The 15,146-nt window shown below is 68.1% G+C and carries 13 protein-coding genes and 1 tRNA gene; 8 read left to right on the forward strand and 6 right to left on the reverse strand.

What is annotated here, in order from left to right:
- Positions 1 to 34: 34 nt before the first annotated feature.
- The 6 genes from rsmG to rpmH all read right to left on the reverse strand — a co-directional run bounded on the left by rsmG (position 35) and on the right by rpmH (position 3,440).
- Positions 35 to 679, reverse strand: coding sequence for a 16S rRNA (guanine(527)-N(7))-methyltransferase RsmG (gene rsmG / locus AB7V09_RS09810; protein ID WP_020992091.1), 645 nt, complete (start codon positions 677 to 679; stop codon positions 35 to 37).
- Positions 680 to 681: 2 nt separating this feature from the next.
- On the reverse strand, positions 682 to 1,296 hold the full coding sequence (locus tag AB7V09_RS09815) for a protein jag (protein WP_070510276.1): 615 nt from the start codon (positions 1,294 to 1,296) through the stop codon (positions 682 to 684).
- Positions 1,297 to 1,346: 50 nt separating this feature from the next.
- The gene (gene yidC, locus AB7V09_RS09820; RefSeq protein WP_419143635.1) at positions 1,347 to 2,531 is read right to left on the reverse strand and encodes a membrane protein insertase YidC; all 1,185 of its coding nucleotides are present in this window, start codon (positions 2,529 to 2,531) and stop codon (positions 1,347 to 1,349) included.
- A gap of 93 nt (positions 2,532 to 2,624) precedes the next feature.
- Positions 2,625 to 2,909, reverse strand: a complete 285-nt coding sequence (yidD, locus tag AB7V09_RS09825; protein ID WP_009406854.1) for a membrane protein insertion efficiency factor YidD — start codon at positions 2,907 to 2,909, stop codon at positions 2,625 to 2,627.
- A gap of 23 nt (positions 2,910 to 2,932) precedes the next feature.
- Positions 2,933 to 3,301: a ribonuclease P protein component gene (gene rnpA, locus AB7V09_RS09830; protein WP_419143636.1), complete on the reverse strand. Its 369-nt coding sequence runs from the start codon at positions 3,299 to 3,301 to the stop codon at positions 2,933 to 2,935.
- Between the two features lies 1 nt (position 3,302).
- Positions 3,303 to 3,440: a 50S ribosomal protein L34 gene (rpmH, locus tag AB7V09_RS09835; protein WP_003788507.1), complete on the reverse strand. Its 138-nt coding sequence runs from the start codon at positions 3,438 to 3,440 to the stop codon at positions 3,303 to 3,305.
- Positions 3,441 to 4,037: 597 nt separating this feature from the next.
- Here rpmH and dnaA point away from each other — a divergent pair.
- The 8 genes from dnaA (at position 4,038) to AB7V09_RS09875 (ending at position 15,116) form a co-directional block, all read left to right on the forward strand.
- Complete coding sequence (gene dnaA / locus AB7V09_RS09840) at positions 4,038 to 5,708, forward strand: chromosomal replication initiator protein DnaA (RefSeq protein WP_419143637.1); 1,671 nt, start codon at positions 4,038 to 4,040, stop codon at positions 5,706 to 5,708.
- Between the two features lie 655 nt (positions 5,709 to 6,363).
- A complete protein-coding gene (dnaN, locus tag AB7V09_RS09845) occupies positions 6,364 to 7,494 on the forward strand; it encodes a DNA polymerase III subunit beta (RefSeq protein WP_003788502.1) in 1,131 nt (376 codons plus the stop codon).
- A gap of 13 nt (positions 7,495 to 7,507) precedes the next feature.
- Positions 7,508 to 8,725, forward strand: coding sequence for a DNA replication/repair protein RecF (recF, locus tag AB7V09_RS09850; RefSeq protein ID WP_419143638.1), 1,218 nt, complete (start codon positions 7,508 to 7,510; stop codon positions 8,723 to 8,725).
- Positions 8,718 to 9,395 carry a DciA family protein gene (locus tag AB7V09_RS09855; protein ID WP_414048378.1) on the forward strand — a complete coding sequence of 226 codons (678 nt, stop codon included), beginning with the start codon at positions 8,718 to 8,720 and terminating at the stop codon, positions 9,393 to 9,395. The genes recF and AB7V09_RS09855 overlap by 8 nt, the downstream gene beginning before the upstream one ends.
- A gap of 326 nt (positions 9,396 to 9,721) precedes the next feature.
- Positions 9,722 to 11,749, forward strand: a complete 2,028-nt coding sequence (gene gyrB, locus AB7V09_RS09860; RefSeq protein WP_075253653.1) for a DNA topoisomerase (ATP-hydrolyzing) subunit B — start codon at positions 9,722 to 9,724, stop codon at positions 11,747 to 11,749.
- Between the two features lie 68 nt (positions 11,750 to 11,817).
- Positions 11,818 to 14,499 carry a DNA gyrase subunit A gene (gene gyrA, locus AB7V09_RS09865; RefSeq protein ID WP_003788495.1) on the forward strand — a complete coding sequence of 894 codons (2,682 nt, stop codon included), beginning with the start codon at positions 11,818 to 11,820 and terminating at the stop codon, positions 14,497 to 14,499.
- Entirely contained in the window at positions 14,496 to 14,993 is a 498-nt protein-coding gene (locus AB7V09_RS09870; protein WP_075253651.1) for a DUF3566 domain-containing protein, read from the forward strand. The genes gyrA and AB7V09_RS09870 overlap by 4 nt, the downstream gene beginning before the upstream one ends.
- Before the next feature lie 49 nt (positions 14,994 to 15,042).
- Positions 15,043 to 15,116: transfer RNA gene (locus tag AB7V09_RS09875), tRNA-Ile, on the forward strand.
- The last annotated feature ends 30 nt before the right edge of the window (positions 15,117 to 15,146 follow it).

Below are 15,146 nucleotides of genomic sequence, written 5' to 3' on the forward strand. Positions count from 1 at the left end.
ATCCTTACGCGTTACACCGAACGCGCGCCGTATCTCAACGGCTCTTCGGGCGGCGAATCTCAACCACAGCCGTCGTTTCGTCACCGGCAGTGACGACCTCATGAACGACAGCAACTGATAACTTCGCCTTCTTAATGACATACTTGGCGTCGTCGACCTCATCCTGCGCCCGCATCCCCTTGAGGGCCAGCAGGGCGCCCCCCGGTCGGAGCAAGGGCGCCGTCAGCCGCACGAGCTTGGACAGGTTCGCCACTGCGCGAGCCGTCACCACGTCATAGCGGTCCTTGACCTCCTCGGCCCGGGCCCGGCGGATGGTCACATTGTCCAGGTCCAGCTCCTCGACGACGTCGGAGAGCCACTGCGTACGCCGCTCCATCGTCTCAATGAGCGTGACGTCGAGGTCGGGGCGCAGCAGCGCGACGACGATGCCGGGAAAGCCGGCCCCGGAACCCACGTCGGCCACGCTTCCCCGGGCCGGCAGGAAGGGGACCACGGCCGCCGAGTTGACGATGTGCCGGGTCCACAGGCGGGGAAGCTCGCGCGGCCCCACGAGACCGCGCAGCTCACCCTCCTCAGCGAGCATCTGCGCGAAGTGCTCCGCCGCGGAGAAGGAGACCCCGAAGATCTCCCGCATCTCCGCCGTCGGCTCCTCCACCTGGGCCCGCTGCTCCTCACTCATGCTCAGGCCTGCTCCGAAGCGGAGTCGTCAGCCGCGTCCTCGGCGTCCTCGTCCACGCCCTCCTCATCGGCGGGCAGGACCACGACGTAACGGTGCGGCTCGGCGCCCTCGGACTCGGAGACCAGTCCGGCGGCGGCGACGACGTCGTGGCACACCTTGCGCTCAAAGGGGTTCATCGGCTCGAGGCTGACGGCCTCTCCCGAGGTGAGGACCTTGGTGACCGCCTCCTGGGCGACCTTGGTCAGCTCGGTACGTCGATCGGCGCGGTAGCCGTTGATGTCGAGCATGAGCCGGGAGCGGTTGCCGGTACGCGCCTGCACCGCGAGGCGAGTCAGCTCCTGAACGGCCTCGAGAACCTCGCCGTCGCGTCCAACGAGGTCGGCGAGCTCGCGCTCGTCACCCTCCTCGGAGGCGACCACGGCAATCGAGGCGCGCCCGTGATCGATGTCGATGTCGATGTCACCGCCCAGGTCGGCGATGTCGAGGAGCTCCTCGAGGTAGTCGGCACCGATCTCGCCCTCCTCCTCGAGGCGCGAGACGGTGTTGCTCACGGGGCTGCTCACGGCCTCATCCGCCGCCTGGTGGGAGGAGTCGTTACTGTGCTGCTCACTCATCATGTCATCCGTATCTGTGATGGGAACCGGGTTATCTGGCCGCTGAACACGTGTCAGCGGTTGCGCTTCTTCTTGGCCTGGGCCTTGCGTCGGGCCGCCGCCTCGCGCCGCTGACGGGCACGGCGCTCATAACGACGTCGAGCGATCTCCTCATCGCTGAGGCCACCACTCTTGGACGAGGTCGAGTCCTTGTCCTCATCAGCGTCCTCGAGCTGCTCGACGTCGGAGTCCTCGGCGACGTCCTCACTGCGGGACTCGCCCTGACCGCCGGACTTCTTCTGCCGGTTCTTGCGCACCGGCTGCACCCGCTGACCTCCGGTGCGTCCCTCGGCCTCGGCCTTGGCGATCGCCTCGGCTCGCTCCTCCTCCTCCAGGGAGGGCAGTCCCTTGCGGGCCCGCTTGGCGTTGATGCGGGCGCGGTACTTCTTCTCGGCCTCGCTGCCGGGGGCGGGCATGTTGCGGATGGTGAAGAACTGCTGGCCCATGGTCCACAGGTTGGAGACCACCCAGTAGACGAGCACACCGATCTGGAAGTTGACGCCGGAGACGGCGAAGATCACCGGCATCACATACAGCATCATCCGCTGGGAACGGATCATGGGGTTGTCGGAGTTGAGGGAGTCCGTCGACATGTTCTTCATCGACAGCTGCGCCATGGTGTACCACTGCGTCACCGACATAAGGACGATCATGGCGACCGTGACGATCTTGACCTGCGTGTCGGAGCTGCCCAGGAAGGAGGAGGACAGGCTGGCGCCGAAGACGCTGGAGGCCTGGACCTGCTCGGCCAGCTGCTGCGTGAGCGGACCGATCGAGGGGCGGCCGTATTTGCCGGTAGCAACGGCACCCAGGGAGGCCAGCACCCGGAACAGGGCGAAGAAGATGGGCATCTGCACCAGAATCGGCAAGCAGGAGGCCAAGGGGTTGGTCCCGTGCTTGCGATAGAGCGCCATCATCTCCTCGTTCATGCGCTGGCGCGACTCGGGATCCTTCTTGCCCTTGTACTTGGCCTGGAGGGCCTGCATCTCGGGTTGGAGGAGCTGCATCCCGCGGGAGGCTCGGATCTGCTTGACGAACAGCGGCATGATGAGCAGCCGCACCACGATCGTCAGACCGATGATGGACAGCACCCAGGCAATACCCGGTCCTTCAGGGAAGCCGATGAGGACCAGGGCCTTGTGGATCGTGACCATGACCCAGGCCACGGCCACCTTGAGCGGCCACAGCAACGTGTCCATCCGTACTCCTTGTATGAGGGTTCTCGTGCGAGAGGTATCAGTGTGGGCTCAGGATCTGAGCCGGCGTCGTGTCCACCGGTTCAGCGGCGTCGGTCAGGGGTCCTCGATCATGAACCGCGGAACGTCACGGGGATGGTGGTACCGCCACTGCCCCTTGTCCGGAACATGGTCGACTCCACCGCGGGTCAACGGGTTGCATCGCAGCAGACGCCACAGGGCCAGCAGCAGGCCCTTGATCGGACCGTGCACCTTGAGCGCCGTGACGGCGTAGGCCGAGCACGTGGGGTAGTAGCGACAGGAGGCCGGCAGGGCGGGCGAGATGAAGCGCTGATAGAAACGCACCGGTGCCACGAGGACGCGCGTCAGCCATCCGCTCATCGCTACGCCCGCAACCGGCCGGCTCACCGCCGGCGCCCTTCAGCTTGACGCTCCCGGCACCGGCTCAGAAGCCGATCCAGGTCACGTCCCAGGGTGCTGCTGTCGGCGCCGTCGGCACCCGCCAGTCCGCGCACGACGACGCGAGCTCCCGGTTCCAGGGAACCGACCCGCTGCGCCATAAGGGCTCTGACCCGGCGCTTGACGCGGTTGCGGCGAGTGGCCAGCGGGACCTGCTTCTTGGGCACGACGACGCCGACGAGAGCCGGGGAGTCATCCCCTCTCCCGCCGGCGTGGTAGTGCACGACCAGCCTGCGGTTCCCGCAGCGCGTACCCCGACGAATCGCGGTAGTGAAGTCCTCACCCCGCGCTAATCGGTGCGTCGCGCCGAGCACCTCAGGCGGCGAGGCGAACGCGGCCCTTGCGGCGCCGCGAAGCGAGGACGGCGCGGCCTGCGCGGGTGGACATGCGCTTACGGAAGCCGTGCACCTTGGCACGACGACGGTTGTTCGGCTGGTAGGTCCGCTTGCTCACGGGCTTAACTCCTGCTTGAGGTGATCGGAACAGTGCATCGCGAGGTTCGCGGCACTGTCGCTCGTGCGGCTGCCCCATGGATCGGGACCTGACTCCGCGCGAACGTCTGCAATAGCCTACGTTTGGCCCTCTTGCCGGTCAAACGAATGTGGCCGACTGTGACCACTGTGACCGGTGGCGTCATCCACATCCTCTCCACACTCCGTCCACAAGCGGGGTCGTCCGTGTCCACGGCTGTGGGAAGGACTCCGTCCACACCCTTGCGGATATGTGGATAACTCCTGGACCTGCTCACACCTCCTCGAAAGCCCCGTCAATGACAACATATTTGTCATTCCGCGGGCTCGCAGCAGATCATCCGGGCCATCGATACCTAACTGTTTTCAGAGTTTATTCTGAACGTTATCTGTGAGGCATCGCTCGGTGTGTCCCCAGGTGTGGACAAGGCTGTGGAGAACCAGCATGATGGGACGCCTGGTCAAGACCTTCCGGTTCGCCAGTTCCACACAACCCTGTCATCATCGACACAGGGCCCCGGCCGGCGTCGGTCGGGTTGCAGTCACCGGGTTCACCAACCATGCCGATCAGGAGTCCGTCGTGCCCGACGCCGCCAATACCAAATGGCTCTCAGCCCTTGAGGTGCTCTCCAGCTCCGGAGAGCTCGGCCAGGGCAAGATGTCCATGATCCGCATGACCCACCTCATCGACGTCGACGGCACGCTCGTCCTCGTCGTCGGATCGGCCTTCGCCAAGGACATCGTCGAGCAGGCACGTGCCCCCATCAGCGCCGCCATCACCCAGGTCTGGGGCCGCCCCATGCCCATGGAGGTCACGGTCGACACCTCCTCGGAGGCCTCGCGCGCACCGATGACTCCCATGGCTCCCGAACCGGTCAACCTGACGACCGTCGCCCCCGCACCGGCATCCTCCCCGTCCCCCTCGATGCCGCCCCAGCCCTCGGGGCCCTCCGCCGTGCCGGCTGCGCCCGCTCCACCGACGGTGCCCGCCTACGGCGAGCAGCTCGCCGAGCCCTCGCCCTACTCGGCGACCGCCCCCTCACCGATGCCTCACTCCCAGGCCTCCGCCGCCTCGGCGCCGTCGACGATGTCGGGTTCCCTTCCCGGCAGGTCGGGAATTCCCGGCACTTACAGCCCCGGGGGCACCGGCCCTCAGAACCCCACCGGGCTGCTGACGCCCACCGCGGCCCACGACGTCTCCCAGCTCAATCCGAGATACACCTTCGACACCTACGTCACCGGCTCCTCCAACCGCTTCGCCCACGCCACCGCGCTGGCCGTGGCCGAGGCCCCGGCCCGTGCCTACAACCCCCTGTTCATCTACGGCGGCTCCGGCCTGGGCAAGACGCACCTCCTGCACGCCATCGGCCACTACGCCCAGACCCTCAACCCGGGGATCCGCGTCAAGTACGTCAACTCCGAGGTCTTCGTCTCCGACTTCATCGCCTGCGTGCGCGACGGCAACCAGGACGACGGCCGCATGGAGGGTTTCAAGCGCCGCTACCGCGAGGTCGATATCCTCCTGGTCGACGACATCCAGTTCCTCCAGGGCAAGGAGTCGACCCTCGAGGAGTTCTTCCACACCTTCAACTCCCTGCACTCCTCGGGCAAGCAGGTGGTCCTCACCTCCGATCAGCCCCCCAAGGCCCTCGGTGGGCTCGACGAGCGCCTGCGCTCCCGCTTCGAGTGGGGCCTGCTGGCCGACGTCCAACCCCCGGACCTGGAGACCCGCATCGCGATCCTCTCCCGCAAGGGCACCGCCGAGGGCCTCGATCTGCCCTTCGACGTCCTGGAGTACATCGCCTCACGCATCACCACCAACATCCGCGAGCTCGAGGGCGCCCTCATCCGGGTCACGGCCTTCGCCTCCCTCAACAAGCAGCCCGTCGACCAGACCCTGGCCGAGATGGTCCTCAAGGACATCATCTCCGACCCCGAGGGCCAGGAGATCACGACCTCCCTCATCATGGCGCAGACCGCCGACTACTTCGGCATCACCATCGATGACCTGTGCTCGGCCAACCGCTCACGCACCATGGTCTCGGCCCGCCACATCGCCATGTACCTGTGCCGTGAGCTCACCGACCTCTCCCTGCCCAAGATCGGGCGGGAGTTCGGCGGGCGCGACCACACCACCGTCATGAGCGCGGACAAGAAGATCCGCACCCTCATGGCCGAGCGGCGCTCCACCTTCAACCAGGTCACCGAGCTGACCAGCCGCATCAAGCAGGCCGCCCAGTCACCCGCCTGAGCCGACGAGGGGACGCATCATTCACGTGACTGACAGATGTGGTCCGGTGAAGGTGCTCGAAGGCGTGGACGGGACTGGCGGGAGCGCCGCGAGGAACGAGCGGCGCGGATGGTTGCCAAGAGTGCCTTCACCGGACCACGTCAACCACCGCTGTGGACGGTGCTGAGGAGGGCACGTGGAGGAGCGAGCGTGTCGCTGTGGAGGTAGCGCATCCCCGCTGTGGAATGACATGGATGTCATTCGCTCTCTCCACCGAGACGTTGCCTGACTCACCAGAACCACCCACGTGTCATTCCCCAGCATCACTGGCGTCATGACGGCGAAAAATCCTGTTATCCCCAGCATCCACACGTGCTACTACCCCTACAGATCTAGATGACAAGAAATCGCGAAGCACGATCGGCCAACGAGACCGGACCAGGCCCCGGGCGCTTGTCATTCGGAAAGGCTCATGGGATGAGCATGGGTGATCGCTGGTGACAGGGTGGCTCCCACGGACTACCGTCTACACTCTCGACCCAGGACTGCGTTCCCAGCGACGCCGTTCCCATGACGACTGTCCGCCGGCGACCTGCCGGCACCACGTATTTTTCTCGGCTCAGTAGTGCCACGACGCCTACCGGCCGACCGACCACGATTGACGGAGGCACCTACCGTGAAGCTCAGGGTTGACCGAGACATCCTCGCTGAAGCCGTCACCTGGACTGCACGATCCGTGCCCGCCCGCCCGCCGGTACCCGTGCTCGCCGGAGTCAGGCTGGAGGCCAAGGGCTCCAGCCTCGTCCTGGCCTCTTTCGACTACGAGGTCTCCGCCCACTGCGAGGTGGCCGCCGATGTCGAGGAGGACGGCGTCGTCCTCGTCTCTGGACGCCTCCTGGCCGATATCGCCAAGGCGCTGCCGAACAAGCCCGTCGACCTGGAGGTCGAGGGCAACAAGGTCGCCGTCTCCTGCGGATCGGCCCGCTTCTCCCTGGCGGCCATGGCCGCCGACGACTACCCGGCGCTGCCGGTCATGCCCGCCGTCGCCGGCACGATCGACGCCCACGACCTGGCCCGCGCCGTCGGACAGGTCTCCATCGCCGCCTCCCGCGACGACACCCTGCCGCTGCTCACCAGCGTCCAGATCGAGGTCGAGGGCAGCTCGTTGGTCCTCATGGCCACCGACCGCTACCGCCTTGCCATGCGGGAGCTGACCTGGTCGCCGTCCAACACCGAGCTGTCCACCACGGCCCTGCTCAAGGCCCGCACCCTCTCCGACGTCGCCAAGTCCCTGACCTCTTCCGGAGACGTGACCGTGGCCCTCAGCAGCGAGTCGGCCGCCTCCAGCCTCATCGGCTTCGAGGCCGGCGGCCGGCGCACCACCTCCCTGCTCACCGACGGCGACTACCCGCCGGTGCGCCGCCTCTTCCCGGAGTCCACCTCGATCCACGCCACCGTGGGCACCGACGAGCTCATGGCCGCCGTGCGCCGCGTCAGCCTCGTCGCCGACCGCTCCACCCCCATCCACATGTCCTTCACCCAGGGCAACCTGGAGCTCGACGCCGGACAGGGCGACGACGCCCAGGCCACCGAGCAGCTCGTCGCCCACCTCGAGGGCGACGACATCTCCACCGCCTTCAACCCCGGCTACCTCCTCGACGGCCTGGGCGCTCTCAACCAGCCCTACGTGCGCCTCGACTTCACCCACGCCTCGAAGCCCGCGGTGCTCACCGGCATGGACTCCATCGGGGGCACCGAGGACTCCTCCTTCCGCTACCTGCTCATGCCGATCCGCTTCGGGGCCTGAGACCCGACGGTGCATGTACGTCTCTGACCTCTCCCTGGACGACTTCCGCTCCTACCGCAGCCTGGTGCTGTCCCTGGAGCCGGGCCCCAGCGCCTTCGTCGGCTCCAACGGGCAGGGCAAGACCAACCTGGTCGAGGCCATCGTCTACCTGGCGACCCTCTCCTCCCACCGGATCGGCGCGGACACCGCCCTCGTCCGACGGGCGGCACCGGGGCAGGCCCAGCCGGCCGGCGCCGTCGTGCGCGCCCGGGCCGTTCACGGGGAAAGACCCAGCGTCCTGGAGATCGAGATCATCGCCGGCAAGGCGAACCGGGCCCGCCTCAACCGGGGCGGTTGCCGGCCCCGTGACCTGCTCGGGGTGCTGCGCGCGGTCGTCTTCGCCCCCGAGGATCTCTCCCTGGTGCGCGCCGAGCCCGGGGTCCGCCGGGGCTTCCTCGACGACCTGGTCGTCACGCTGCGCCCGGGCCTGGCCGGGGTGCGCGCCGAGCACGACAAGATCCTCGCCCAGCGCGCCAGCCTCCTGAAGTCCGCGCGCGCGGCCCGCTCCTCGACCTCCTCCATGCTCTCCACCCTGGAGGTCTGGGATGCCCAGCTCGCCGCGGCGGCCGCCCGGCTCATCGCCGCCCGGGTTGACGTCGTGCGGCGCCTGCGCCCCTGGGTGGCCTCCGCCTACGAGACCGTCTCCGGGACCTCCGGGCAGCGTTCCCGCGCCCAGATCGCCTACCGCTCCAGCCTGCTGACTCACGAGGGAGTCCCGGAGCCCGACCCCCACGACGAGACGGCCTGGCTCGCCGGCGAGGAGACGCTCCTCGATGAGACCGCCCTGGCCGCGCGCCTGGAGAGCGCCATGGCTGAGCTCCACGCCCGCGAGATCGACCGCGGCGCCAACCTCGTCGGGGCGCACCGCGACGACCTGAGCCTGTTCCTCACCGGTCTGCCCGCCCGCGGATTCGCCTCCCACGGCGAGCAGTGGTCCTTGGCCCTGGCACTGCGCCTGGCCTCCTACGACATGCTGCGCACTGACATCGACGCCTACGGCGGGGACGGCGAGCCGGTCCTCATCCTCGACGACGTCTTCGCCTCCCTCGACGAGCAGCGCCGCCGCGCCCTGGCCCAGATGGTCGCCGGCGCCCAGCAGGTCCTGCTGACCGCCGCCGTCGACGACGACGTCCCCGCCGAGCTCGCCGGCGCCCGGTACCGCGTGGCCGACGGTGAGGTCACCCGTGGCTGAGCCCTCCGCGTCCACCGGCGATGGCCCACTGCCCGACGTCCTGGCCCAGCGGGCCCTGACCCGCCAGCGCGCCCAGGCCTGGGAGAAGGGCGACAGTCGCGTGCCGGCCCGCCGCCTGCGCGAGCCGGCCGGCGGTTCCGGGGGCAAGAACGCACAGCCGGCAGCGCCCTGGGACCAACGCCGCGAGCTGGCCCGGGCCCTGGGCCAGAACCCCGACGATCCGGCCGACCGCGGCCCCGGACTGGCGCGGGGACGCGACCGGCCCGGACCCACCCCCTTCGACCCCCGCACCGGGCAGCGCGAACTGCGCCGCATGGTGGCCGACAACGGCTGGGCGGGAAAGCTCGCGGTGGCCGGCGTCGTCGCCCGGTGGCGAGCCATCGTGGGCGATCAGGTCGCCGAGCACTGCACCATCGAGTCCTTCGACGCCGGGCGTATCACCCTGCGCGCCTCGTCCTCGAGCTGGGCCCAGCAGCTCCGGCTCCTCCAGCCCACCATCGAAGCCAGGATCGTCGAGGCCCTGCGCTCGGGGCCCGGCGGCCGCCAGGCCGGAGGGATCAGTACCGGCGACGCGGTGGAGCTGCGGATCCTGGGGCCGGCCGGCCCATCCTGGAAGCGCCGCGGAGTCGGCCTGCGCGGCACCCGTGGTCCGCGCGATACCTACGGATAGTGGCAGCGCAGGTATCATCGGCAACGTGCCGGCCGCAGCCGTCGTCGTCGCAAAGACACGGAGCGGGCGCCAGGCATCGGGCGATGCGGTGATCCAGGCGAGACAGAGGTGACCACGGGCACGCCCCCAGCTGTTCACGGCACAACGGTTCACGGGCCCATCTACGCTAGAATGCGGTGAAACCGCCCAAGGTGCGCCCAGGACCGTCCTGATGTACCCACCTACGTGTGCGCACGATCCTCCTCAGGATCGTCGTGTGAAGGGGCCGGACGGAGACATCGGACCACTGAGGTCCCGATGCGCACAGATTGAGGAGCAACTGACACGTGTCTGACCAGGACGCCACTGTGAATCACGATTACGGAGCCTCGGACATCACCGTCCTCGAAGGGCTCGAAGCGGTCCGGAAGCGCCCCGGAATGTACATCGGTTCCACCGGTGAGCGGGGCCTGCACCACCTCGTCTACGAGGTCGTCGACAACTCCGTCGACGAGGCCCTGGCCGGCTACTGCGACCACATCGAGGTCACCATCCTGGCCGACGGCGGCGTGCGCGTCAGCGACAACGGCCGCGGCATCCCGGTCGACGAGCACCCCACCGAGCACAAGCCCACCGTCGAGGTCGTCATGACGATCCTGCACGCCGGCGGCAAGTTCGGGGGCGGCGGCTACGCCGTCTCCGGCGGTCTGCACGGCGTGGGCATCTCCGTGGTCAACGCCCTGTCCACCCGGGTGGACACCGAGGTCCGCCGGCAGGGCTTCGTGTGGCGCATGTCCTTCGCCGACGGCGGCCGCCCCATCACCGAGCTCGTCAAGGGCGAGGCCACCGAGTCCACCGGCACCACTCAGACCTTCTACCCGGACCCGACCATCTTCGAGACGGTCGACTTCGACTACGAGACGCTGCGCCGTCGCTTCCAGCAGATGGCCTTCCTCAACAAGGGCCTGCGCATCACCCTGACCGACGAGCGCCTCGGCGTCCAGGACGCCGGCGACGAGATCGCCGGGGACGACTCCGCCCCCGACGCCCCCGAGGTCGGCTTCCGCACCGACTCCTACTGCTATGAGCACGGCCTGCGCGACTACGTCGCCTTCCTCAACAAGTCCAAGAAGGCCGAGCTCATCCACCCCGAGATCATCGACTTCGAGGCCGAGCAGTCCCTGGGCGAGAACCACTCCATCAGCCTGGAGATCGCCATGCAGTGGACCAGCGCCTACTCGGAGTCGGTCCACACCTACGCCAATACGATCAACACCACCGAGGGCGGCACCCACGAGGAGGGCTTCCGCACGGCCCTGACCACCCTGGTCAACAAGTACGCCCGGGACAAGGGCCTGCTCAAGGAGCGCGACGACAACCTCACCGGTGACGACATCCGTGAGGGGCTGACCGCCGTCATCTCCGTCAAGCTCTCCGAGCCGCAGTTCGAGGGCCAGACCAAGACCAAGCTCGGCAACACCGAGGCGCGTACCTTCGTCCAGCAGACGGTCTACGCCCAGCTCGGCGACTGGCTGGACTCCCACCCCGGTGACGCCCGCGCCATCATCACCAAGGCCTCCCAGGCCGCCGCCGCGCGCCTGGCCGCCCGCAAGGCCCGCGAGGCCACCCGCCGCAAGGGCGTCCTGGAGTCCGCCTCCATGCCCGGCAAGCTGCGCGACTGCTCCTCGAAGAACGCCGCGGACTCCGAGATCTTCATCGTCGAGGGAGACTCCGCCGGTGGCTCCGCCGTCGGCGGCCGCGACCCCGAGCACCAGGCGATCATGCCGATCCGCGGCAAGATCCTCAACGTGGAGAAGGCGCGCCTGGACCGGGCCCTGTCCTCCGACACGATCCGCAGCCTCATCACCGCCTTCGGCACCGGTATCGGCGAGGACTTCGACATCGCCAAGCTGCGCTACGGCAAGATCGTCATCATGGCCGACGCCGACGTCGACGGTCAGCACATCGCCACCCTCCTGCTGACCCTCCTGTTCCGCTACATGCGGCCCCTCATCGAGCACGGCCACACCTACATCGCCATGCCGCCGCTCTACCGGCTCAAGTGGTCTAACGCCGAGCACGAGTTCGCCTACTCCGACGCCGAGCGCGACAAGCTCCTGGCCGCCGGACAGGAGAAGGGCCGCCGCCTGCCCAAGGACGGCGGGATCCAGCGCTACAAGGGTCTGGGCGAGATGAACGACCACGAGCTGTGGGAGACGACCATGGACCCCACCACCCGGATCCTCAAGCAGGTCACGCTCGATGAGGCGGCCGACGCCGACGAGACCTTCGCGATCCTCATGGGCGACGACGTCGAGCAGCGGCGCTCCTTCATCCAGCGCAACGCCTCCGACGTCCGCTTCCTGGACATCTGAGCGGTACCGAGCCACACGTGAAGCGCCGGCCCGCTGCCGGCGACCTCCTCTGAACACGAAGGAATCCTGTGAGCGACGAAGTTGAAGAGATCATCGGCGACGAGGGAGCGACGAACGTAGCCGCCCCCGAGCGCATCCAGCCGGTCGACCTCCAGATGGAGATGCAGCGCTCCTACCTCGACTACGCGATGAGCGTCATCGTGGGCCGGGCCCTGCCCGACGTGCGCGACGGACTCAAGCCGGTCCACCGCCGCGTCCTGTACGCCATGTACGACGGCGGCTACCGCCCCACCGCCTCCTTCTCCAAGTCCTCGCGCATCGTCGGCGACGTCATGGGGACCTACCACCCCCACGGCGACAGCGCCATCTACGACGCCCTGGCCCGCCTGGTCCAGTGGTGGTCGCTGCGCTACCCGCTGGTGGCCGGCCAGGGGAACTTCGGCACCCCCGGCAACCTGGGGCCCGCCGCCCCCCGGTACACCGAGTGCAAGATGGCGCCCCTGGCCATGGAGATGCTCCGGGACATCGATGAGGACAGCGTCGACTTCCAGGACAACTACGACGGACGCAACCAGGAGCCGGTCATCCTGCCGTCGAGATTCCCCAACCTCCTGGTCAACGGCTCCGAGGGCATCGCCGTCGGCATGGCCACCCGCATCCCGCCGCACAACCTGCGCGAGGTCGCCCGCGGAGCCCAGTGGTACCTCGAGCACCCCGACGCCTCGCGCGAGGAGCTGCTCGACGCCCTCATCGAGCGGATCCCCGGACCCGACTTCCCCACCGGCGCCACCATCCTGGGCCGGCGGGGCATCGAGGACGCCTACCGCACCGGCCGCGGCTCCATCACCCAGCGGGCCGTGGTCAACGTCGAGGAGATCCAGGGCCGCCAGTGCTTGGTGGTCACCGAGCTGCCCTACCAGGTCAACCCCGACAACCTGGCCGACAAGATCGCCCAGCTCGTGCGCGACGGCCAGGTCACCGGCATCGCCGACATCCGTGACGAGACCTCCGGGCGCACCGGTCAGCGACTGGTCATCGTCCTCAAGCGCGACGCCGTCGCCAAGGTGGTCCTCAACAACCTCTACAAGCGCACCCAGCTCCAGGACAACTTCCCGGCCAACATGCTCGCCCTGGTCGACGGGGTGCCGCGCACCCTGAGCCTGGACGGCTTCGTGCGCCACTGGGTCGCCCACCAGATCGACGTCATCGTGCGCCGCTCCCGCTTCCGCCTGCGCAAGGCCGAGGAGCGCCTCCACATCCTCGAGGGCCTGCTCAAGGCCATTGACGCCCTCGATGCCGTCATCGCCCTCATCCGGCGCTCGCCCACCACCGAGGAGGCCCGCACCGGCCTCATGGGCCTGCTGGACGTCGACGAGGCCCAGGCCGAGGCCATCCTCTCCCTCCAGCTGCGCCGCCTGGCCGCCCTGGAACGCCTCAAGATCCAGGAGGAGTCCGAGGAGCTGCGCGCCCGCGTCAAGGACCTGCGCGAGATCATCGCCTCCCCGGAGCGCCAGCGGGGCATCGTCTCCGACGAGCTGGCCGAGATCGTCGAGAAGTACGGCGACGAGCGCCGCACCCGGATCGTGCCCTTCGACGGCGAGATGAGCATGGAGGATCTCATCCCCGAGGAGGACGTGGTCGTCACCATCACCCGCTCCGGCTACGCCAAGCGCACCCGCACCGACTCCTATCGCTCCCAGCACCGCGGCGGCAAGGGCATCCGCGGGGCCACGCTGCGCGAGGACGACGTCGTCGACCACTTCTTCGTCACCACGACGCACCGCTGGCTGCTGTTCTTCACCAACTACGGTCGCGTCTACCGCGCCAAGGGCTACGAGCTGCCTGAGGGTGGGCGTGACTCCAAGGGTCAGCACGTGGCCAACCTCCTGGCCTTCCAGCCCGGCGAGGAGATCGCCCAGGTCATGGAGCTCCAGGACTACGACCAGGCCGACTACCTGGTCCTGGCCACCCGCCGCGGCCTGGTGAAGAAGACCCGCCTGAGCGAGTACAACTCCAACCGCTCCGGCGGTGTCATCGCCATCAACCTGCGCCAGGACGAGGAGGGCAACTACGACGAGCTCGTCTCCGCCCGACTCCTGAGCACCGGGCAGGACCTCCTGCTGGTCTCCCGCGCCGGCCAGTCGCTGCGCTTCCACGCCGATGACGACACCTTGCGCCCCACGGGCCGGGCCACCAGCGGCGTCACCGGCATGCGCTTCCGTGAGGACGACTACCTGCTGGCCATGGACGTCGTCGACCCCTCCTGGCAGGACGCGGACCTGTTCGTCGTCACCGAGGGCGGCTACGCCAAGCGCACCAACGTCGTCGACTACCCCGTCAAGGGCCGTGGCGGCCTGGGTGTCAAGGTCGCCAACCTCGTCGAGGCCCGAGGCAACCTCGTGGGCGCCTTGGTGACCGACTCCGGTGACGAGGTCCTGTGCATCATGGCCTCGGGCAAGGTGGTCCGCTCCGCCGTCGTCGAGGTCTCGCGGACCGGTCGGACCACGCAGGGCGTGACTTTCGCCAAGCCCGACGCTGGAGACCGCATCATCGCGGTGGCCCGCAACACTGAACGGGACATGGAGGAGGCGGTCGATGCCGCCGATAGCGCCCCGAGTGCCGACTCTGCGGACTCCACCGACCAGGCCCAGGCTCTCCAGGCCCCGGAAGGTGACACTGGCGACTCTCCTGCGGACTCAGCGGCGGACACGGTAGCGTTGGAAGACAACGAGAGTGAGGTCGAAGCATGAGCCAGCCGGTTTCCATGTCCCCTGACGGTGGGCAGTCCGCAGGTGCCGCATCCATTGTGGGTGGCGCGGATGCCTCCGGCAGCGCGTCGGGCGGCAAGAGCAAGAAGAGCAAGAAGACCATCGCCGGGCCGCGCCGCGTGCGTCTGGCCCTGACCCGGGTCGACCCCTGGTCAGTGATGAAGGCGAGCTTCCTGCTCAGCTTCGCCGCGGGCATCATGCTCATCGTCGCCACGGCGGTCGTGTGGTTCATGCTCGACGCCATGCATGTGTTCTCCACCATCGAGGAGCTCGTCAAGACGGTCGCCGGTGAGCGCTCCAACACCTTCTCCGCGATCGTGGCCTACCTCGAGCTGCCGCGGGCCCTGGCTGTCTCCACGATTGTCGCCGTGGTGGATATCGTGCTGATGACTGCCCTGACCACGCTGGGCGCCTTTCTCTACAACATCACTGCCACCCTCGTCGGTGGGATCCATCTCACGCTTGCGGACGAGTGATCGGATTTGGTCTGCGATAGCCGGACAGGTTAATCTTCTCCGGTCGCAAGGGCCTATAGCTCAGTTGGTTAGAGCGCATCCCTGATAAGGATGAGGTCGCTGGTTCGAGTCCAGCTAGGCCCACCGTCCGCGGTGAGACGATGAGGAGGTTTC

Origin of the sequence: Actinomyces sp. SKVG-SVH-4(1) (assembly GCF_048514265.1) — a bacterium.
Lineage (GTDB): Bacteria > Actinomycetota > Actinomycetes > Actinomycetales > Actinomycetaceae > Actinomyces > Actinomyces oris.

What these genes read in the sequence shown, in the direction of transcription:
- rsmG (WP_020992091.1), bottom strand. Translation starts at nt 679, where the DNA reads ATGAGTGAGGAGCAGCGGGCCCAGGTGGAGGAGCCGACGGCGGAGATG.
- AB7V09_RS09815 (WP_070510276.1), bottom strand. Translation starts at nt 1,296, where the DNA reads ATGATGAGTGAGCAGCACAGTAACGACTCCTCCCACCAGGCGGCGGAT.
- yidC (WP_419143635.1), bottom strand. Translation starts at nt 2,531, where the DNA reads ATGGACACGTTGCTGTGGCCGCTCAAGGTGGCCGTGGCCTGGGTCATG.
- yidD (WP_009406854.1), bottom strand. Translation starts at nt 2,909, where the DNA reads ATGAGCGGATGGCTGACGCGCGTCCTCGTGGCACCGGTGCGTTTCTAT.
- recF (WP_419143638.1), top strand. Translation starts at nt 7,508, where the DNA reads ATGTACGTCTCTGACCTCTCCCTGGACGACTTCCGCTCCTACCGCAGC.
- AB7V09_RS09870 (WP_075253651.1), top strand. Translation starts at nt 14,496, where the DNA reads ATGAGCCAGCCGGTTTCCATGTCCCCTGACGGTGGGCAGTCCGCAGGT.